We start from the raw sequence: 21434 nt of genomic DNA on the forward strand, positions 1-21434 counted from the left end.
ATTCGCTGCCCAACAAAACATTTTAATGGTTAGCAGTATTTGATTGAATAACCATATGAAAAAACACTTACTCCTGATTTTTACCGCTTTATGCTCGTTAACCGCATCTGCGCAGCAATATATGCTGTCGGGCAAAATAACCGGCAGCAAAAACAATGTCATACCTTTTACCTCGGTGTATATCCGCAATTCTACTTATGGCACCACGGCCAATGAAAATGGCGTATACCAGTTTAAGCTCGCCCCGGGTACCTACAATCTTACATACCGCTTTGTTGGTTATAATGAAAAGGTGGTTAAGGTAACCATTACCGACCACGACGAAACCCTGAACGTGCAAATGGACGATGAGGTTTTTGGAACCGAAAGGGTTGCTGCCATGTACCGCAAAAATCACGACGCTGCCGATACCATTATGAAACAGGTGATCAAAAAGCGTAAATATTATATCGATGAAGCCGCATCTTACTCCTGTGCGGTGTATGTTAAGGCGGTACAGAAATTACTAAGTGCTCCAAAATCGTTGTTATCAAAGGAGGTTGTGCATACGCTCGATCTGGATTCAAACGGCCGCGGGATCCTCTATCAGCAGGAGTCATTATCAGAATATAATTTTCAACGGCCAAATAAAATAAAGGAGATCACTATTGCCAACCGCATGGCGGGTATCAATACCGCGTTTAGTTATAATAAGGCATCTGATTTGCAGGTTAACTTTTACAACAATGTGTTTACCATTAATGGGCTAAGTACCCGCGGTTATGTGTCGCCATTGGCATCAAACGCGCATTTGTTTTATAATTACAAACTGCTGGGCGTATCAAACGAAAACGGCCGGGTGATAGATAAAATCCAGGTGATCCCTAAGCGGGCGCATGGGCAGTATCTCCAGGGCGATATTTATATTGTTGACGGCGACTGGCGTTTATACAGTGCCGACCTATACCTGGAAAACGGCATGAATAGCCTTAACCTTATTGATACCCTAAAAATAACCCAGCAATACGTAGCTATTACCGATAGTGTTTGGATGCCCGCCGCCGTGCAGTATAACTTTAAGGGCGCTGTATTGGGATTTAAATTCGGTGGCTATTACGAGGCTGTTTTTAACAACTACAAAATTAACCCCACCTTCCCCGATCATTTTTTTACCGGTGAGGTTTTAAAAATTGACACCAGCGCCAACACTAAAAAGGAAGATTACTGGGCTTCTGTTCGCCCGGTACCCTTAACAAAACTGGAAGCAAGAGATTACCAGAAGAAGGACAGCATTGCCGCCTATAAAACAACCGATGCTTATTTAGATACCCTGCAGCATACCAAAAACCACATCAATTACCCCGGCTACCTTATATTTGGCTACAATGCCAGCAACCGAAGCGCAAAGGACTCGCTATACATTTATCCATTTATACAAACGCTTTATTATAACACGGTTGAAGGTTTTGGCATCAATGCCAAGGTAAGGTATACCCACAAAATGGACGATTTTCATTCCTTTGCCATTACACCAAACCTACGCTATGGCTTTGGCAACAAAACACTGAGCGCTAATATTTACTCGGAGTATAAAAATGATCCCTTTCATAACGCCAAATTTTTTACCGGTTTTGGCAGCGATGTGCTGGATCTGAACAACGTAGGTACCCGCTCGCTATACTTTAACACGTTGAGTACCTTGCTTAGCGAGAATAACTATGTAAAATATTATCGGTCGCACTATGGCTTGTTTGGCTACCAGCGCGAAGTAGCCAATGGGATTTTACTATCGGGAAGCTTATCATATGCCAGCCGCTCACAGTTATACAACACATCGTACGGACACATCTTTAATAACAAAAACAGGGAATATACCTCCAATAACCCTTTAGCGCCACCGGGAACACCTGCCGATGACCATTCGTTTTTATTCCCCGATAACCAGGCTTTAACATTTGCTACCTCGGCCATGTTTACTTTCGATCAGCAATACATCACCCGGCCTACCGGTAAAATTAACCTGCCATCAAAATATCCAACCATTACTATAAACTATCGCAAGGGTATTAAAGGCGCTTTTGGTTCTGATGTTAATTACGATTTTTCGTCGGTTGATATTTCGCAGTACAACATCAGGGTGGGTTTAACGGGTTTCTCGTCGTTTAAACTTACGGCGGGCGGATTCTTCAATAACAACACATTGTATTACATGGATTATAACCACTTTTTAGGTAACCAGGGAACCACGTTTGATCCTACTTACATCGGCAGCTTTCACTTTTTACCGTTTTATACGTACAGTACCAATGGCGGTTTCCTGGAGGCTCACTATCAGCATAATTTTGCAGGGTCTATTCTTAACAAAATTCCATTCATCAGGAACTTTAAACTGGAAGAGGTTATTGGCGCTAATTATCTCACCACAAAAAATAACAAAAACTACAGCGAGTTTTATGTAGGTGTGCAGCGTCTTATTTTCAGGGTTGATTATGGTGTATCCTACGCCGGGGATAAAAAATACATCCAGGGCATCAGGATCTTTTACGGCATCAGGTAAGGGTGGGAATGCCGCCTGATTGAAATGTAGCTATACTTACTACACAACTTGTAATGAAATAATTTTTAGCGTCGTCTACTATCAGAAAATTGATCTGGTATACCGTAGTGTTTGCGCTAACAACAGCCCGGCCAATCCAACAGGCAGGATTATCCGTTGATTGAGGGTTACCAATGCTACCTCCAAAAATATTGCCCGCCAGTATTATAAAGCCGGTAATAACTACCGTATCTCCTCTTTCCGGATCAACCGGTAAAGCCAGCCAGGAAATTTTATCGCCGGTATAACACACTGTATGAAGACTTTGCGTCCCCTCATTACTGCTGCCAATACCAATACGGTTATCCATCAGGTAAATACCCGTAACCGGCTTAGCACCTGGCTGTAAACCTTCCAGATACGCGGTATCCAACGCAATACTAATAGTAGTTTGAGGCGTTTGTACAGCATACAGAAGCGAAACATGTAATTTACCGGCCATAACTATCAACGCGCAATTTAAATGGTATACAAAAGCTGCCGGCTAAAAAAAGACCGGCAGCGAGGGGATAGTACTAATTGATCAGGAGCCTACCGTTTTGATAAACGGATCCCAATTAATCACGTAGATGTTGTGGTTCTCGTCGGTAATTAAAACCTGGATCTGATAGGTTTGCTGGCCGGCGTTAATTGCCCTGCCAATCCAGTAAGCAGTATTATCTGTTGGCTGCGGGGCTCCTAAGCTACCGCCAAATACGTTGCCGTTTGAAACATTAATACCAATAATGCTTACGGTATCGCCGCGTTGGGTATCAATAGGTGTTACGTAAAATGATACGTTGTCGCCTGGGTAACAGTAGGTAAATAATTCCATCTGCCCTTCATTGTAACTGCCAATATTCAGACGGTTATCAATCATGTAAATACCGGTGCTTATGTTGCCGGGCTGGCTGGTTAAATACGCAGTATCTAACGCTATACCTATGGTAGTTTGCGGGGTTTGTGCAGCGCTTTTTAGCTGTACTTTTGCTGAATGTGCCATTTTGTGTTGTTTTTAAAATCTCAAAAAAATAGGTTGATAAATTAATTGCCGTTCATGCCAAGGGTGGTACTTGGCTGAAACACGTTACCGCCGCCAATGGCGTTAAGCGTAATCTGGTAACCTGCCTGCCCGGCATTTTGCACCTGCCCGGTATAATAACCGGCTGTTGCTGCCATTGGCTGGCCGCCCGGTCCCCATGAGTTTGAGCTACCTATACTTTGTATGGAGTATAAAAACCCGTCGTTAGGGTTTAACGGGATAACACTCCAGGCTACGTTTGACATTTTTGAACAAACGGTTTGCAACGAGGCCGAACCTTCGTTGCTGCTACCTGCCGAGCTCCTGTTATCTACAAAGTACACGCCCTGCCCGGTGCCGGTTTGTATGGAGCTTGAATCAACAAAAGCGATGATGAATACCTGGCATGAGTTAACCGGGATTTTTGAAGCGCCTAATTCTGAATTTTTCATGATATTAAATTTTTCTGATTGTTACCTACTCTGTTATGGCTTTTCGGTATCGGCCGTTATTTTTTTAAGCAGCGCCGGTTATTTGCTTAACGCAGCCGACACAAGGGGATAATTAGTGGCAATTACATTTATTGCTTTGCTCAAGCAATAGCAATAAGGCAAGCTGGCCACTAAAATCAACATCGCTTAAACTGTTGGTTGCTGCTAAGGCATGTAAGGTTGGGATGCTGAAATGGTGGCTATAACCAGCACATTTCCAGCCGAAGAATGGAACATCAATACAAACCTGGATGCCCGCATCGAAGCTGAAAGTACCGCCTTGCTCGCTAAAATTGCTGATAGAGATAACTACTTTAAATTTGCTGTATGGCTGCCAGGTAAAACTGCCGCCCTGTGTAATTTTAAAGGTTTTGGTTACGCCGCCAAAGGGAGTGTTTACCGATATGGTTAAGGCTACATAACCATCAATAACGCTGGCACCTAAACAGGCGTTACAACCTAAGTAAGTTGGCGTACAATACTGTACCGCCGTTAAGCTATCATAACCGGTATAAACCTGGCCATCTTTAACTTCTGTTAATACTGTTGACATGATATAGATTTTTTAATTGTTTTTGTTACCTACTCTGTTAAGGCTTTTCGGCATCGGCCTTTTGTCAATCCAGGGGGTCAGAAGCGCTTCTTGTTTGTTTTGACATTTCAAAGTAACGGCGCTTTAACCGCCTATTTCAGCGTAGTAAACCCCAACATTAAAACCGGGTGTTTTTACCATAAAAACAGGTATTTACACCCGGAAAACATCATGTCGACGAAAAACCAGGTGGTCAGGAAAGCAGTAAATTGGAAGGAGGCTTTTGGTGGATTTATTGCAAACACCCTCAATAGCGTTCCACCGGAACGGGTGGAACACATGGAACGCTTTGGAACGCATTGGCGCTGACAGTGAGATAGTTAGCGTTTTTAAGAAAACAAATCGATGGAACACCTTTCTCGCTCACTGTCAATCGTTTAACGGCAAACCGCTCTTAAAATGCTTTAAAATACTGTAAACCCCCACCAGGATTATCCACTAAAAGTGTAAACTTTTTTCAGGACGGAACAAAAATGGCCTTTAACATTTCCGCACAAGTTAAGACCTTTCAATGAACACAATAGGTAGCCGCTATGCAAATCTTCAAAAGCGATTGCCTTGGTGTGGCCAAAAAACAATGAATAGTAAAGATTGCTATGATTAAGCAATAGCGGTTAACACCGGAGAGATGCGGACAAAAGGAAATAAACGATAATGCGGCCCGCTAAAACTGCAACTCAAAAATGCCGTATTTGATGGCGAATATGACCAGTCCCGCGGTGTTTTTGCAGCCAATTTTACCCAACAGGTTGGTGCGGTGCCCGTCAACAGTTCTGTTGCTGATAAAAAGCTTTTCACCTATTTCGGCATTGGTTAATTCGTTGCAAATCATTTTTAATATCAGCAGCTCCCTTTCGGTTAACGATATGGGGATGTTATTCATGTTTTGAATGCCCGTTTTGCGGTGATGTACGGCGTTGCGCATGGCATTTACGGCATCTTTGTTGAAATAAAAGCCTAATTGATAGGTACTGGTAATGGTTTGAAAAAGCTCCGAGGTTTCGCAATTCTTTTTGAGATAGCCGCAAGCACCGGCTTCAATCATTTTGCTCATATACCGCTCCTCGCCATGTACCGATAGTACTATTACCTTAACAGATGGGTATTCGCGGTGTAAAACGGCATTTAATTCAACCCCGTTCATTTCGGGCATGTTCATGTCAATAAGGGCTATATCAGGCGGGGTTTCCAGCGTTTTAATCTGCTCCAACATAATACGGCCATTTTGGGCCTGGGCAACAAGCTCATATTCAGGATTGGTACCAAGTAGGTTCACCAGCCCTTCCAAAAACAGGGTTTGGTCATCAGCAACGGCTATTCTTATCTTTGTCATATCAGGTTAATTCTGGGTATTCCTTATCCGGTTCAAGGTAAATAAACAGGGCAAAGCCTTTTCCAACCGAGGTTTTAATGGTATAGCGGGCATCTATCATGGTAAGCCGGCTTTCTATATTTTGCATCCCCATGCCCTTTTTGAATTTTTTATCATCCATATCGCAGCCTACGCCATCATCGGTATAATGGATGGATAGCAGGTTATTTTTCATGAATAAAGAGATCCCGATGCACGTAGCTTTTGAATGTTTTAAAGTATTGGTAACCAACTCCTGCAACACCCTGATCAGTGCCAGCGCAACCGGCTTGGGCAGGGCATCAGTGGTTTTATCGGCATGATTGGTAATCGAAATAAATGATTCATCACCTTTGCCTACAATGTCTTTTATTTCTTCCAGCGCTTCAGAAAAACCAAACAATTCCAGCCCCGGGGGCGAAAGGTTGTGCGATATATTGCGCACATTTTCAATGATCTTATCAATCAATTGTTTATAAAGCTCGGTAGGCAGGCTTTCTTTGGTAACGTCCGTGCCGTCGTTAAAACGATTGATGAGGATGCGCAGGTTTGACAACGAACCGCCAACCTCATCGTGTAAATTCTGCCCGATTCTTTTCCGTTCCTCTTCCTGCGAATAGATCACCGCATGTAATAAGTTTTTCTGATGATCCATAGCAGCCTGGTGCAGACTTTCCTTTTGCAGCAAAAGCCTGCTTTGGTTGCGTATAAACAGTATTACAAATGCTATTACCAGCAAGGCAATCCCGCCGGTACACATAATAACCAGGATGTAAATGTTTTCACCTACGTCTTTCTGCATATATAAAATCCCCACGAAAATAAAAGATACATGCTAAGTAATAATGATGCATGTATATTCCAGATAAAAAGATTAAGTAGTTTGTATTTGGGGCTGGTATAGGCAGTAGTTAAATTTGAAAAAGAGTATACAAATAATGCACCCGAAAAGTATAACAGGATGCCGATATTAACCCATATGAGTGAGTTACCGCTCCAGGCTTTTACATCGTTTGCCTCATTGGCCTGGGCAAAGTAAGTTAGGCTATAGGCCATTACTATCAAAACCTCCAGCGGCCGCGTGTAGGTATTAAAACGGAAGATGCTTTGAAAAAAAGTAAAGTTGATAATGCATATCAATGGGAAAAGCACCATCAAAAATTTAATGATATTACGGGCCAGCGGATCTTTTAAAATTTTTATGTAGAAAAACGAAAGGAGCAAAAACTCCAAAATGGTATAAATATGCAGCAAAGGCAGGTTATTAACAGCATGGTCTGCCAGTATAATTGCAAACAGATCAACAGCTCCATCTAATAACAGATAATAAAAAATGAGCAAAAGCACCCTATCAACCTGCCTGTATTTTACTACGGCAACGCTGATAGGGATTAAAACTGATACAGGGACAATTAAGCCCATGAATATTAACCTGGCTGACGGCATGCGGGGTTATTATGTTATATATAATTTTCTACACTGTTATCACTGTTAAATAATGGGCTTGACGTATCGCAAAGTGAAGGACAAGGTTGTGTAAAATCATAAATTGTTGATGCTGTAGCATTGCTTAATATTCCACTGACACTGGAGGTATCATCGGCAGATATTTTCTTTGTCAGCATATCGCGATTGTTGGCATCTACAGGCACCAACATACCTGTGATCTGGTACGGAAATTCTGGGTCCTGCAAGCTTAAATAAAGGCGGATAGCTTTGGCTTTAGGCTGATCGGCCAGCAGGTCTTTCACATCAGCTATATTGATGTTAATAGCCCTAAAAATACGCTGTTTGGGTACATCAAGGCCTATACAGGTATTAAAATCGGCAGCGGCATTTCCTCCCGGTATTTGCACAACCAGGCTGCGCCAATTTTCGGCCCTGGCCATGGCCTCTTCAAGCGGGATACGGGGTTTGTTTGATAGCGTTAACTCCTGGCTTGCAGAGTTGGGGCTAATAGTATTTTCAAAGTTATTCATAATAATAGGGGGTTAGTTTTTTTTTGTAGTGTATAAAAAGCTACGTTTGTTTATTAAAGAGTTACCAGTTCTGATACGCCAACTGCCGCGCGAAAACTGTAAATAACAGCCTGTGTAAAGCCACCATCGGGATTATAACCCGTGCGGCAAACACCAAACGCGGCAACCCAACCCAAAATCTGTTCAAGCGGACTTGCATTGTTAATATCTAATACCCCATAGGTGGTTGAGGGTGTAAAATCGCTGCTATCAACCTGACTTTGCAGACTATTAGCCATTAGCACGACTTCGCTTTTGGGTTGTTGAATCCCCCAGTTTAAAAAGTCGTCCATTATTTGGTTTGTCAGCAGGCTGGTATCGCCGGCAGGCTGGTAATTTAATACAACCCCTGCATCCTGTGATGATGGAGGTAGTAAAATAGCTGGGAATATTGCCGGAAAAAGAACGGCCGAATCACTGTTGGCAGCTGAAATAGCTGCTGTTGCGGCCTGCGATAAATCGGTATAAACCGGCGGCGGTGTACCTAAAGATGGCGGGGTAAGGCCCTGTATAATAACATTGAGATCGGAAAGTGCTACCGCGGTATCCTGTACTGATTGTACAAACAGGGAAACAACCTCGGGCATGGTTAAATTGGTGAGTGAAGCAAACTGTCCCATTTTTTGATAAATTGTATTAGGTACCTACTCTGTTTGGGCTTTTCGGTTTACGCCGCTATGTTATTAACTGTTAGTTCAAAACTATTAAATAATACCACATGCGTAATGAGGTAAAAGCCCCGGTTTAAAAAGCAGGTGTTTTTACCTGTTTTTTAAAATAAAAAGCAACTATAATATTTAGGAATAAGCGATTGCTAAAATACTGCAGGGGGAAAATATCAAATAAAATGAGGGGCGTGAGTAATGCGTTTTCATAAGTAGGTTTGGTTGTATAATTAAGCTATTTTAATTATTGAGATATTCTTATACGGAGTAAGAACGGAAAAAGTTATTTTTTGAGTTTATAAAGAGCATTTAAAAATGGGCTCGCAAAATATTATAATCAAAAGATCGTCATTGCGAAGCAAGAAGCAATTCCAACCTATATAAGGCGGTTCTGCAAATTGGGGACTCCTCCTACCCACCATGTTTTCTTGGGACGGCTACTTTTAAATCCTCTCTTGAGAGGCTACCGTGTACCCACATCTTGTTAAACCTACTCTTCCAATAAAAACGGTTGTCATTTCGACGAACAAGGGTTGGGATTGTGCGCCGGATGTGAGGAGAAATCTTGTAAAAGCGAACATTCGACCATACAAACCGTATAAGATTTCTCCTCGCAGCCCCGCTTTCTCCTCGCAGCCCCGCTTTCCCCGCGCTTGCTCGTTCGAAATGACATTTTTCTTTAACAAAAAAGATGTGGGTACACGATAGCTTGAGAGGGCGCGCGCCGGAAAGTGCGATGACAGGGGTGTGTTTAGCCCGCGTTCTATCGCATGCACAACACGCCCCTCCGCCCCTCTCAAGAGGGTATTCGCACTCGCACTCGCTTTAAAACGTCATTTCCCCTTCACAGTACGCGAATTTTAGGACTTGACGATCCTTTTTTTAAACAGCGTCTAAATAGCAAGGCGGCAACGTGCCGGAAGAGGCGTTTTAGCGATTTACAAAAATCCTCTAAAACAAAAAGTGCAGATGCTTTTTAAAACATCTGCACATCTATAATCTGAAATCCGCACATTAAGTGCACATTTATAATTTGATCTCTTCGTCTTTACTGGAGAAGAAGTGGAATTCGGTGATCTGGTAGGCCGGATTGCTTTTAACTTTAATCCATTGACCGTACTTTAAAAACCATTTCATTTGGCGGGTATAAATACCCTGTTTAATATAAGCTTCAATATATGGGTGCACGCATAGGGTAATTCCCTTTTCGTTTTGCTCATCCAATATATAATTGAAGTTATTTTCAATGTCGTCCATCAGCAAAATGGTTGGCCTAATGGTACCGGTACCATTACATGTAGGGCACACTTCGCTGGTTACAATATTCATTTCGGGCCTTACACGCTGACGTGTAATTTGCACTAAACCAAATTTACTTGGAGGTAAAATGGTATGCTTTGCCCTGTCGTACAGCATTTCGGTACGCAAGTAATCAAACAGCTCCTTGCGGTTTTGCGGTTTGTGCATATCAATAAAATCGATAACCACAATGCCGCCCATATCGCGCAGGCGCAGCTGGCGGGCAATTTCTTTAGCCGCTTCTTTGTTTACCTGGTAGGCGTTCTCTTCCTGGTTTTCCTTACTGGCTGTACGGTTACCGCTATTCACGTCAATAACGTGTAATGCTTCGGTATGTTCAATTACCAGGTAAGCGCCACCGGCAAGGTTTACGGTTTTACCAAAGGCTCCTTTAATCTGTTTATCAATGCCAAAATGTTCAAATATAGGCTCCTTATGCTTATGCATACGCACTATACTTTCCATATCGGGCGAAATTTCGTGGATGTATGACCGAATTTCTTCGAACATACCATTATCATTTACGTAGATGTGCTGAAAATCGGGGTTCAGGATATCCCTAAGGATAGTTGATGTACGCCCAATTTCGCCCAAAACCTTTTTTGAAGGCTCTGTTGATGGCAACCTTGTAATAAATGATTCCCATTTTGATATCAGATCAAGCAGGTCTTTTTGTAATTCCTCAACGCCTTTACCTTCAGATACCGTACGGATAATTACACCAAAATGCTTTGGCTTAATGCTTTCAACAACCTTACGCAGGCGGTTACGCTCTGTATTGCTTTTTATCTTTTTGGAGATAGAGATGGCTTCCGAAAACGGAACCAGTACTACATATCGCCCTGCGATAGAAAGATCGGAGCTTAAGCGCGGGCCTTTGGTTGATATAGGTTCTTTGGCTATTTGTACCGGTATAAGCTGGCCTTTGGTCAATAAATCAGAGATCTTGCCTCCTTTATTGATATCGGCTTCCAGCTTAAAGCCGTCCAACAGCTTTGACTGATATCCCCCGCTACGCACTTGCTTGGTTAACTTTAACAGGCTTTGTACCTGCGGACCAAGATCAAGATAATGCAAAAAGGCATCCTTCTCGTAGCCTACATCCACAAAGGCAGCATTTAAACTCGGCATTATTTTTTTAATACGCCCAAGGTAAATATCACCAACAGTATAATTATTGCTGGTTTGCTCTTTATGAAGTTCTACAAGTTGTTTGTCCTGTAATAATGCAATGGTAGCCCCATTGGGGGATGAATCGATAATTAATTCTTTTATCAACTGCTACTCCATTTCTTAAACGGTTAAAACCGTATGTAAATAAGTGGGAAAAAAACACTCATAATAAAAAGTACCCACCTTCAAAAAAGGTGGGTAATATCTGCTTTTGTTAAGGCAGCTTATTTCTTTTTATGTCTGTTTTTTCTTAAACGCTTTTTGCGTTTGTGGGTAGCCATTTTGTGTCTTTTACGTTTTTTACCGCTGGGCATAATAATAATTTTTTAAGTGTGATTAGTTTTTTAATTCGTTGATGTAACCATCAATGCGCTGAGCAAATACCGGATCGGGCATCATTTCTTTACATTTCTGGTAAGCGTCAATTGCTTCTTTTTTTATACCCAGTTGTTTGTAGCTTTCTGCCAGATAAAAAGTTGGCTCAAGTTCTGTACGCTGGGCAAGTAATGTTTTAAATCGACCAACCGCTTTTTCGTACTGGCCCGATTTCATGGCAAACATTCCTAAATTGAGGTTTGCTTTCCAGTTCTTCGGATCCTTTTTTACTACTTCAAGCAGCAGGGCTATACCTTGCATAGGGCCGGCCGCGCCATTTACGTACGCAATGCCTAAGCCTGTTTTACCTTCAAGGCTTTCAGGTTGTAACTTTAAGGCGTTTGTAAAAGCCTCTGCCGCGTTGCTTACAAAAGCGGGCTGCAATAAAGTATCCTGGGTAAGTTTGTATGCATCGTTGAAACGATTACCTGCATTTAACCAATCTTCGGCTTTGTTGCCTTTGCGGGCCAAAGCCTGGTAGTAAAATGCTGCCGGTGCCGGCTGGTTATCATCGTCCCACTGCTTAGCCAATTGCTGTTGTAGCTTTTCGGCATCGTTTCCTGTCGCTGTTTTTAATTGTCCTTCAAGATCGCTGATCTTTGCTGCCAAACCTGCCCCAATTGCAGCTTTGGCCGGCTCAGAAACCATATCAACCGTTACCGTATTAGTTTTCTTATTGGTAAGTACGGTTGTTTTATCGTTTTTAGCTTCCTTAGGCTTTATTAACCCTTTAACAGGTAAATGATACAAATAGCCCATCATAACAACTACTGCTATACCAACGGCTATTTGTTTCTTATACATACTTGTAATTATTTGGTGGTTTTGTTGCCGGTTTTAACTTTCTCAACAAATGTTTTTGCTGGTTTAAAGCTTGGCACAAAATGCTCGGGGATGATGATGGCAGTATTTTTTGAAATGTTACGTGCTGTCTTTTTTGCTCTTTTCTTTACTACAAAACTACCGAATCCTCTAACGTAAACATTTTCGCCGCCAACCATTGAGCTTTTAACAACTTTAAAAAACGCCTCAACAGTTTCCTGCACGTCTACTTTCTCTATACCTGTCTTAGATGAGATTTCAGTTATAATTTCTGCCTTAGTCATATCTGATTTACTTTATTTTATTTTATAAATACTTAACTGTTTTGGGGTTGCAAAAGTATCGCTTTATATTTTAAGAGCGAAATATTTAACAGATTTTTTTTGTTTAGTACATCTAACGCACATTTTCGTTACAAAGTATAGACAATCCCTGGCTTTCAATCCTTACGGATGTGAAAGCCAGGAGAGTAAGGAGCAAGGACTTTTGGACAAAGGATTCTTTGGAGAAAGGATAGACGGAGCAAGGATTTCTGGAGCAAGGATTTTGGAAAATAAAGATGATAAAACAATAAATTCTTACAGATCGGTTGTCTCCAAAGATACTTCATCCAAAAGTCTTTACTATTTGTTCCAAGAATCTTTTGTCCAAAAGTCCTTACTCCTTGCTCCATTCATCTTACTTTTACATTCAATGAATTTTACCCACGAACTGGTACAATGGTACCTTGTAAATAAACGCGACCTGCCCTGGCGTAATACTACTGATGCTTATACCATATGGCTCTCTGAAATTATTTTGCAGCAAACCCGGGTTGAGCAGGGCATGCCATATTTTAACCGCTTTTTGGAGAAGTATCCAACTGTAACTGATTTTGCCGCGGCACATGAAGATGAAGTGCTTAAATTATGGCAGGGATTGGGTTACTATTCACGCGGCCGCAATATGCTCAAGACAGCCCGGTTGGTACAGGAGCAGTATCATGGTGTTTTTCCGCAAAGTTACGAGGAGCTTATTAAGTTAAAAGGCATTGGCGAGTATACCGCCGCAGCTATCGCGTCCTTTTCGGCCAATGAGGTCAGGGCCGTAGTGGATGGCAATGTTTACCGGGTACTGGCCCGCTATTATGGTATCTATGATGCCATCAATTCAACAACAGGTAAAAAACTATTCCAGCAAATTGCCAATGATTTAATTAATAAGAAAAACCCGGCTTTACACAACCAGGCCATGATGGAGTTTGGCGCCATGTTGTGCAAACCTAAAAATCCGGCCTGTGGCATTTGCCCGGTGCGTACCGGCTGCGTTGCATTTACAACCAATGCAACTACTGCCTTACCTGTAAAACTAAAAACGGTAAAGGTTAAAGAGCGTTTCTTCAATTACTTTTTAGTTACCGATGGCAACACCGTTTTAATGAATAAAAGAGGCGATAAAGACATTTGGGCTAATATGTATGATTTGCCCATGGTTGAAACTGCATCACTATTGCCCCCCCATGAGCTTGTTATACTGCCGGCAGTAAAAGCCATTTTTGGGCCAGAAGTGAAAATTATAGAAGATACTCCAGTACAAAAACACATCCTTACCCACCAGCGCTTATTTGTAAGAATGATAAAAACCGACGCGCCGCCTGTTAAACTAAACGAAAACTGGCTTTATGTGCCCATAGAAAACCTGCCCGAATTAGCACTCCCGAAGATTATTTTTATATTAATAAAAAATATTTTTAATTTGTAAATTAATTTTTCGTTATTTTATGGCATGTCTGGAATTAATAAAGTTATCCTTGTTGGTCATTTAGGCAAGGATCCCGAATTGCGTACGTTAGATGGAGGTATATCTGTAACAAGTTTCCCTTTAGCTACTTCTGAAACCTATAACAAGGATGGCCGCAAGGTTGAACAAACCGAATGGCATAACATAGTAATGTGGCGTGGCCTTGCAGATATGGCCGCCAAATTTTTACAAAAAGGAAAGTTAGTTTACATAGAAGGAAAGCTGCGCACCCGCTCTTTTGAAGACAGGGACGGCATCAAAAAATATACTACCGAGGTAGTTGCCGAAAACTTTACCATGCTTGGCCGCAAAAGCGATTTTGATACCGATACCTCAAAAAACGGCAAACAAGATGAGGCAGTTAATTTTATTGATGGCGATAACTTACCTGCCTATTGATAACATACTTTTACTAACAAACTCTACCAATTACCCTATTAGCCTAAGGAGTAGTTTTTGCAATTTTATTATGGCTACCTATATAGTGGGAATGTTATTTTATGCCTATATTCAGCGCATAAAAACCTTACCGTTAGCACTATGAAGCTTTTAATAGGCCTGCTTTTTACCTGTTTACTACCCGCATTAACCCAGGCGCAAACCAGCACCCCGGGCGTTAAAGAATTTGACAGCTATGTGCAGCAGGCCGTTACCGACTGGCATGTGCCCGGTTTGGCAATTGCTGTGGTTAAAGATGGCCGCGTAATATTTTCCAAAGGCTATGGTGTGCGCGAATTGGGGAAACCGGGCAAGGTAGATTCGCAAACCATTTTCGGCATAGCCTCAACCACCAAAGCTATGACAGCCGCCTGCGCCGCTATGCTGGTTGACGAGGGTAAGCTGCACTGGGATGATAAGGTAACCGATTATCTGCCCGATTTTCAATTATACGACCCGTATGTAACCCGCGAGCTTACCGTGCGCGATTTGTTTTTGCATGACAGCGGCGTTGGCAACACTGATTTTTTGTGGGGGATGATGAATATACCCGCTACAGAGATCCTGCACCGTATGCGTTTGGTTAAGCCCCAGTATGGTTTCAGGGCCGGTTTTGTTTACCAGAATATATTTTATATGGCTGCGGGTAAGCTGATAGAAAAAGCAAGCGGCATGCCCTGGGAAACCTTTATTCAGAAACGGATTTTTACCCCGCTAAAAATGACCCGGACCGTACCCACTTTTTCGCTGGCCAAAAACATGCCCAACCAAACAGAAGCCCATATGAAGGTTGATAGCAGCATTGTTGTTATTGAAAAAGACATGACCGATGCTATTTCGCCGGCCGGCGGTGTGTGGTCATGCGTTGATGATATGGCCAAATGGGTAAACTGTATGCTGGATAGCAGCAAATACGGAACCCAACGCCTGCTTAAGCCCGAAAGCTGGGCCATGCTGTTAAGGCCGCAAACCTTTGTATCCGAAGATGAGTTTTACCCCACGGCCCGTATTACCAAACCTCACTGGATAACCTATGGCTTAGGCTGGTTTCAGCAGGATTATAAAGGACAAAAGATAGATTTTCACACAGGCAGCCTTGGTGGCCTCATTGCCATCAATGGGATGATCACCGATAAAAAAACCGGCGTTTACATCCTTGCCAACCTTGACCATGCCGAGGTACGGCACGCGCTGATGTTTAAAGCCTTTGATTATTTTTCCCTCGGTGGCAGTACCGATTGGAGCAAAGATTTCATGACTCTGTACAACGGCATCCACGCTAAAGGCGAAAAAGCCCAAAAGGATTACGAAGGCAAACGCGTTTTAGGCACCCACCCAACTTTAGATATTAAATCCTACGCGGGTACCTATACCGACCCGCTTTATGGCTCGGTTGTCGTTACCGCCAATGGCGATAAACTTTCGCTCAATATAAACCAGTTTATAACCGCCGAAGCCACTTGCTGGAACTATGACACCTTTAGAGGCCCATACGCCCGTAAAGAATACGGCAAAGTAACCGCCACTTTTAGTATTGATGAACTGGGGAAAATAGCTACTGTAACTATCGATGGTTTAGCTTTTGCCAAACAGTAAACAATATGTTTGCACAATACGGCGTTCTGTTCTGAAGCTGTTTACTAACTAATTCGTATCAATTGATGTCTGCTAAAACTTTTTACGGGTTTTAATCGTATCTTTGGAAAGATTATAAATAACAGTTCATTATTCTAATTATAATTCAGTGGTAATAATAATTTTCTTCATAGCGCATTGGTTTCTGTCGCTATTTTTCCAAACGTTCTTTCTACACAGGTACGCATCACACAAAATGTTCACTACCAATAAATTCTTTGAAGGAACATTTTACCTGCTTACTTTCATTTGCCAGGGATCGTCATTTTTAAATCCAAGAGCTTACGCTATCATGCACCGCGAGCACCATGCTTACAGTGATACCGAAAAAGACCCGCACTCTCCGCACTTTTTCAAAGATGTTTTCCAGATGATGGTTTACACCGCAAAAAGCTACCGTATGCACGAGCGCAGATTGAAAGATCCTGAAGAACGCTTTAAAGGAAATATCCCTGAATGGAAAACTGTCGACTTCATCGGTTCATCAATGATTTCGCGTATTGCCTTTGGTGTTTTATACGTTGCTTTTTATGTAGTATTTGCAACTCAATGGTGGATGTTTTTATTGATTCCTATTCACTTTTTAATGGGTCCTATCCATGGCGCTATCGTTAACTGGTGTGGTCACAAATACGGTTACGCTAATTTTGATAACGGCGATAAATCAAAAAACACAACCCCATTTGATTTCCTGATGCTCGGCGAATTGTTTCAGAATAATCACCACAAGAGGCCTAACCGTGCCAACTTTGGTGCCAAATGGTTCGAGATCGATCCGGTTTACCCGGTAATGAAATTAATGCACTGGATGCATATCATCAGGCTGAGGAAAGCATATTTATAGGACGATGAGATTATTAGACTTTTGGACTATAGGACAAAAGACTAATAGCTAAAAAATAATTGGCATTAAGAAAAGCGATTCTAACGGATCGCTTTTCTTATATACATCCCTATGCAAGGAAGGGTGTTCTATTTTGAAAAAGGCCATCATGTCCCAAAATCCAACAGTCCTAAAGTCCAACAGTCCCAAAAATCCCTATCTTTGCCGCTCATAAAACCCATACCATGAGTGTTTCTGTATTAGCTCAAAATTTACGCGGATCTGAGATCATTAAGATAGCAGGTGAGATAAACGAATTAAAAAGACAAGGCCAGAATATCGCTAATCTAACTATCGGCGATTTTGATTCAAATATTTATCCCATTCCGGATGACCTGAAAGAAGGCATTGTTGCGGCTTATAACCAAAACCAAACCAACTATCCGCCGGCTGACGGCATGCTTAACCTGCGCGAAAGTGTTTCGGTATTTTTAAGCAGCCGGATGGGATTAAACTATAAGGCCAATGAGATCCTGATCTCGGGTGGTTCACGTCCGCTGATCTACTCCACCTTTTTGGCGCTGGTTGATCCGGGCGATAAGGTAGTTTTCCCGGCACCATCATGGAACAACAATCATTACAGCGACCTTACCGGCGCTAATGCCATTATTGTTGAAACCAAGCCCGAAAACAACTTTATGCCAACCGCCGATGAAATTGCACCTCATTTGGAAGGGGCAACTTTATTAGCACTTTGCTCGCCATTAAACCCAACGGGCACCATGTTCAACAAAAAAGATCTGGAAGAAATTTGTGACCTGGTAATTGCCGAAAACAAAAAACGCGCAGCCGGCGAAAAACCGTTGTACTTGCTGTACGATCAAATTTATTCGCAATTAACCTTTGGCGACTTTAAACACTATGATCCGGTTACTTTACGTCCCGAGCTTAAACCATATACTGTATTTGTTGATGGCGCATCAAAATGTTTTGCCTCAACAGGTGTACGTGTAGGCTGGGGATTTGGTCCAGCTAATATTATTGATAACATGAAAGCCATTGTTGGCCACATGGGTGCCTGGTCGCCTAAAGCCGAACAAGTTGCTATGGCTCATTTCATTACCAATACCGCGGCTGTTGATACCTACTTAGCCGACCTTAAAGGAAAGATCCAGGCCAGCCTTACAACCCTGCATGAAGGTTTCCAGGCGATGAAGGCCGAAGGCTTTAGTGTAGATTCTATTCAACCGATGGGTGCTATTTACCTCACCCTAAAAATTGATTATACCGGCAAAACCACTCCTGATGGAGCGGTTTTAAATAACTCTGCCGACATCAACTTCTACCTGATCAAAGAAGCTAAGGTGGCTTTGGTACCGTTCTCGGCCTTTGGTACCGATGATGATGTAAACTGGTTCAGGGCATCGGTAGGTGCAAGTACGTTGGAAGATATTCAACAATTGATACCAAGGATTAAAGAAGCCCTTGCTAAATTGAAATAACAGCTTTTTGATATTATTTTACAAAGGGGTAATGCATTACAATATGCACTGCCCCTTTTTTGTATGGCCATTTTTATATCGTCATCTTATGACATATGATCAATTGGGCCCGTAAAGAGTTCATTGTTGTTCGATACAAAAGCGTATGGAAGAATAGCCTGGACGAGAAAACGGACATGAGTTTGCCCTTGCGACTGCAAAGCACCCGAAAGAAAGCCTTTAGGGCCTGTTTAAAATCGCATTAACACAAAACGATGGCGCAACTTTTAAAGTAAAGTTACCTCAATAATCAATGCGTGAGCTATAACAAACAGGTAAATTAGGGTAAATAAATACCAGGCAGGTTTAAAACCTGTTAAAGCAAATACCCGGAAAAGAGATAGATAGGTAGTAGTAGATGTATCATACAAAGTAAATGGCCAGATATAGCTATCCGGCCATTTACTTTAATTATAATTTACCAACGGCCACCGCCGCCGCCGCCTCTGTTATCTTTTGAGTAGCCGCCGCCACCGCCGCCACGGTTACCGCCGCCGCCATAGCCGCCACCGCCGCCACGGTTGCCACCACCATAACCACCGCCACCTCTGCTGTCTCTTGGTTTTTTATCTTCAGCCTGGCTAACAGCAATTGACCTGCCTTTAACATCAGATCCGTTTAAACCTGTGATAGCTGTTTGTGCAGCTTCGTCATCAGGCATTTCAACAAATCCGAATCCTTTGCTTCTGCCAGATTCCCTGTCAATAATAATTTTTACAGTGCTAACTTCACCGTACGCTTCAAAAAGCTCTTTTAAATCGGCTTCCTCTAATTGAAAAGGAAGGCTTCCTACAAATATGTTCATCAATCTTTAATTTATAAAGGCAAGGTTATTTAGTTGCCCAGTTTTGTTAACATCAAATATAGTAATAGATATTTGATGATTACTGCATCATTTGGTGAATACCTGCTTTTATTTTTAAAAAAAGTTAACTTTTATTGATTTTAGGTTAAAAAGGTTCTGTTTTTAACTGTAAAAGAGCAGTTTAATAATTGTTAATATTATTTGCCGTGTTATTTAATTGAAAAAATTATAAAAACAAGCGGTTTATTATTTAAAAACGGGCGGGCAGATAATTTTTATATTTAATGGTAAATACCACTGTGCTATTTAGATGATCGGCAACTTACCTGTAAGGCATTTATGCTTAGCTTACCGATTGAATGGTATATGATTTGCCGTTGAGTGAAAAAGAATCGCCTGCAGATTTACCACTAAGCTTGAGACCAACCGGGGAAGCCGGTGAAACCGCGAAATAAGTTTTACCACCTGCCTGCAAACTCCCTGCACTGATAGCGAGGTAAAAATTTCCGTTATTGGTTACAATCACGCTGCCTGGTTCGGCAATAGTAGCTGTACTGCTAACGCCTATGCGGTTTAAGGCAACCAGGAGTTTATTAGCCTCATTTAATTGGGCCAGGTTACGGTTGGTTTCCTGCTGAGCCATTTCGCGGCCGGTTTCGTACTTATCGCCAGCGCTGCTTTTGGTATCATCATTTGATGATTGCTGAGCCTCCTGAATAGCAAGTTCGGCGGCATCCATACTACGACGCACATGGTCAACACATAAATTGTATAATTCTCTTTTCAGATCACTCATCGGCACAAATAAAGCAATAATTGTGGAAGATTGCGACGGCGACAAGCGTATTGGCCATAGATGGACAAATTCTGCTGTTCCTCCTGGCTATTAGCATACAAGGCATTTAAACATCGCCAAACGTTATTGCCAGTTAACTTATGTATACAAATATCATAACATAGATATAACCTGTAGCCACAGGCAAAAATGTTAAATTGGGCTATAATATCTATGGAACCACTATCACAAATCAAAGGCGTTGTAAAATTGCTTGCACTACTTTGTACACTGCCATTTATCTACGGATGTACCAAACAAAAGGTAATTGAGCCAGAATCACCAGCTAACAGCATTTATTTTTCAACCACTTCGTCTTCAATTGATTCGGGCATTTTTGCTTCATACTGGCTTAATGATAAGTCGTATCGTCTGCAAACTTCTACCAGCGTTTTGGGTGAATATCGCAATACGCTTTCTGTAGCCTACGCCATTACAGTTTATGGTAAAGATGTATATATAGCAGGGGCTTTAAACGATTCTATGGGCTATTGGAAAAATAAGAAATTTCACTGTATAGCGGTTAACAACAGAGCAGCATATGGCATAGTTACCAACGGAACAGATGTGTATACCTTAAGCGATGATGCCAATTACACCCCGGTTTGCTATAAAAACGATAAGCTTTATGGAGAGGGCGGAGTAGCTATCGCGATGGGTGGAAACGATGTGTATGTTGTTTCAAGAACATTTTTATTTAAAAATAATGTACCTACTAATTTTTCCACTCACTTTTCCTACATCGAGGCTGTAGCCGTTAGCGGGAATAACGTGTACGTGGGCGGAAGAGGAAATGAACTTTTAGGTGCGCCAGCCCGCGTTTTAAAGAATGGCGCGGTAGTGTTTGAAACAGATAACTTTCTTTTCGTGAAAGGGTTAGCTGTTAAAGGAAATGATTTGTATGTAGCCGGCAATAGCCAGCTACGCGGAACAATATCCGTTTGGAAAAACAATGAGAAGACCATACTTGCTACACCCGACGGGGCACCGGCAGAATTAAATTGTATAGCGGTGGACGATAATGGTGATGTTTACGCAGGCGGACAAATAGACAACATCGCTGCCAATGTCAGCGAATCAGCCTATTGGAAAAATGGTGTACTAACCATTCTTAGCACCGATAACTCCATTGTTACCGGTATTGGAATAGTAAAAAAATAAATGCTTATGCCCCAATGTTGTTAACCTGATCACCCGGAATACCGCGTTGCGATTTT

22 protein-coding genes are annotated in these 21434 nt (G+C 42.0%); 8 read left to right on the forward strand and 14 right to left on the reverse strand.

What is annotated here, in order from left to right; translation table 11 throughout:
* Window positions 1-55: 55 nt before the first annotated feature.
* Window positions 56-2536 carry a DUF5686 family protein gene (locus FHS10_RS19615; protein WP_259093750.1) on the forward strand — a complete coding sequence of 827 codons (2481 nt, stop codon included), beginning with the start codon at window positions 56-58 and terminating at the stop codon, window positions 2534-2536.
* Here the strand turns inward: FHS10_RS19615 and makC are convergent.
* From makC to FHS10_RS19635, 4 genes are all read right to left on the reverse strand, one after another.
* Window positions 2529-3017, reverse strand: coding sequence for an alpha-pore-forming tripartite toxin MakABE regulator (gene makC / locus FHS10_RS19620; protein WP_259093752.1), 489 nt, complete (start codon window positions 3015-3017; stop codon window positions 2529-2531). The genes FHS10_RS19615 and makC overlap by 8 nt on opposite strands.
* Window positions 3018-3098: 81 nt before the next feature.
* Window positions 3099-3557 (reverse strand): DUF8788 domain-containing protein, encoded by a 459-nt coding sequence (locus FHS10_RS19625; protein WP_259093754.1) that lies wholly within the window; start codon window positions 3555-3557, stop codon window positions 3099-3101.
* A 41-nt stretch (window positions 3558-3598) separates the two neighbouring features.
* Window positions 3599-4027, reverse strand: a complete 429-nt coding sequence (locus tag FHS10_RS19630; RefSeq protein WP_259093756.1) for a DUF8788 domain-containing protein — start codon at window positions 4025-4027, stop codon at window positions 3599-3601.
* A 112-nt stretch (window positions 4028-4139) separates the two neighbouring features.
* On the reverse strand, window positions 4140-4619 hold the full coding sequence (locus FHS10_RS19635; RefSeq protein WP_259093758.1) for a hypothetical protein: 480 nt from the start codon (window positions 4617-4619) through the stop codon (window positions 4140-4142).
* A 99-nt stretch (window positions 4620-4718) separates the two neighbouring features.
* Here FHS10_RS19635 and FHS10_RS19640 point away from each other — a divergent pair, with 99 nt between their 5' ends.
* Window positions 4719-4967 (forward strand): hypothetical protein, encoded by a 249-nt coding sequence (locus FHS10_RS19640; RefSeq protein WP_259093759.1) that lies wholly within the window; start codon window positions 4719-4721, stop codon window positions 4965-4967.
* Between the two features lie 355 nt (window positions 4968-5322).
* On the opposite strand, the gene FHS10_RS19645 is transcribed toward FHS10_RS19640, so the two are convergent.
* From FHS10_RS19645 to FHS10_RS19685, 8 genes are all read right to left on the reverse strand, one after another.
* A complete protein-coding gene (locus FHS10_RS19645) occupies window positions 5323-5991 on the reverse strand; it encodes a response regulator (protein ID WP_259093761.1) in 669 nt (222 codons plus the stop codon).
* A 1-nt stretch (window position 5992) separates the two neighbouring features.
* On the reverse strand, window positions 5993-6811 hold the full coding sequence (locus FHS10_RS19650; protein ID WP_259093763.1) for a sensor histidine kinase: 819 nt from the start codon (window positions 6809-6811) through the stop codon (window positions 5993-5995).
* A complete protein-coding gene (locus FHS10_RS19655; RefSeq protein WP_259093765.1) occupies window positions 6796-7455 on the reverse strand; it encodes a hypothetical protein in 660 nt (219 codons plus the stop codon). Before FHS10_RS19655 ends, FHS10_RS19650 begins: the two co-directional genes overlap by 16 nt.
* A gap of 14 nt (window positions 7456-7469) precedes the next feature.
* Window positions 7470-7988: a hypothetical protein gene (locus FHS10_RS19660; RefSeq protein WP_259093767.1), complete on the reverse strand. Its 519-nt coding sequence runs from the start codon at window positions 7986-7988 to the stop codon at window positions 7470-7472.
* Between the two features lie 53 nt (window positions 7989-8041).
* Entirely contained in the window at window positions 8042-8647 is a 606-nt protein-coding gene (locus tag FHS10_RS19665) for a hypothetical protein (RefSeq protein WP_259093769.1), read from the reverse strand.
* Window positions 8648-9718: 1071 nt separating this feature from the next.
* Complete coding sequence (locus FHS10_RS19670; RefSeq protein ID WP_259093772.1) at window positions 9719-11269, reverse strand: Rne/Rng family ribonuclease; 1551 nt, start codon at window positions 11267-11269, stop codon at window positions 9719-9721.
* A 231-nt stretch (window positions 11270-11500) separates the two neighbouring features.
* Window positions 11501-12343: a tetratricopeptide repeat protein gene (locus tag FHS10_RS19680; RefSeq protein ID WP_259093774.1), complete on the reverse strand. Its 843-nt coding sequence runs from the start codon at window positions 12341-12343 to the stop codon at window positions 11501-11503.
* Between the two features lie 8 nt (window positions 12344-12351).
* The gene (locus FHS10_RS19685; protein WP_259093777.1) at window positions 12352-12645 is read right to left on the reverse strand and encodes an HU family DNA-binding protein; all 294 of its coding nucleotides are present in this window, start codon (window positions 12643-12645) and stop codon (window positions 12352-12354) included.
* Window positions 12646-13054: 409 nt separating this feature from the next.
* Between FHS10_RS19685 and mutY the strand changes: the two genes are divergently transcribed.
* From mutY to FHS10_RS19710, 5 genes are all read left to right on the forward strand, one after another.
* Window positions 13055-14101, forward strand: coding sequence for an A/G-specific adenine glycosylase (gene mutY, locus FHS10_RS19690; RefSeq protein WP_259093778.1), 1047 nt, complete (start codon window positions 13055-13057; stop codon window positions 14099-14101).
* 24 nt (window positions 14102-14125) lie between these two features.
* On the forward strand, window positions 14126-14539 hold the full coding sequence (locus tag FHS10_RS19695; protein WP_259093781.1) for a single-stranded DNA-binding protein: 414 nt from the start codon (window positions 14126-14128) through the stop codon (window positions 14537-14539).
* A gap of 141 nt (window positions 14540-14680) precedes the next feature.
* Window positions 14681-16174: a serine hydrolase gene (locus FHS10_RS19700; RefSeq protein ID WP_259093783.1), complete on the forward strand. Its 1494-nt coding sequence runs from the start codon at window positions 14681-14683 to the stop codon at window positions 16172-16174.
* A gap of 148 nt (window positions 16175-16322) precedes the next feature.
* Complete coding sequence (locus FHS10_RS19705; protein ID WP_259093786.1) at window positions 16323-17057, forward strand: acyl-CoA desaturase; 735 nt, start codon at window positions 16323-16325, stop codon at window positions 17055-17057.
* Window positions 17058-17281: 224 nt separating this feature from the next.
* Entirely contained in the window at window positions 17282-18538 is a 1257-nt protein-coding gene (locus FHS10_RS19710; protein WP_259093790.1) for a pyridoxal phosphate-dependent aminotransferase, read from the forward strand.
* A gap of 457 nt (window positions 18539-18995) precedes the next feature.
* Here the strand turns inward: FHS10_RS19710 and rbp are convergent, their stop codons facing one another.
* Window positions 18996-19382 carry an RNA-binding regulator gene (gene rbp / locus FHS10_RS19715; RefSeq protein ID WP_259093792.1) on the reverse strand — a complete coding sequence of 129 codons (387 nt, stop codon included), beginning with the start codon at window positions 19380-19382 and terminating at the stop codon, window positions 18996-18998.
* A 343-nt stretch (window positions 19383-19725) separates the two neighbouring features.
* Window positions 19726-20178 carry a 3-oxoacyl-ACP synthase gene (locus FHS10_RS19720; RefSeq protein WP_259093794.1) on the reverse strand — a complete coding sequence of 151 codons (453 nt, stop codon included), beginning with the start codon at window positions 20176-20178 and terminating at the stop codon, window positions 19726-19728.
* A gap of 213 nt (window positions 20179-20391) precedes the next feature.
* Here FHS10_RS19720 and FHS10_RS19725 point away from each other — a divergent pair, with 213 nt between their 5' ends.
* Complete coding sequence (locus FHS10_RS19725; RefSeq protein WP_259093795.1) at window positions 20392-21378, forward strand: NHL repeat-containing protein; 987 nt, start codon at window positions 20392-20394, stop codon at window positions 21376-21378.
* Window positions 21379-21434: the final 56 nt, after the last annotated feature.

The organism is Mucilaginibacter dorajii (assembly GCF_024808255.1).
GTDB classification, from domain to species: Bacteria; Bacteroidota; Bacteroidia; order Sphingobacteriales; family Sphingobacteriaceae; genus Mucilaginibacter; species Mucilaginibacter dorajii.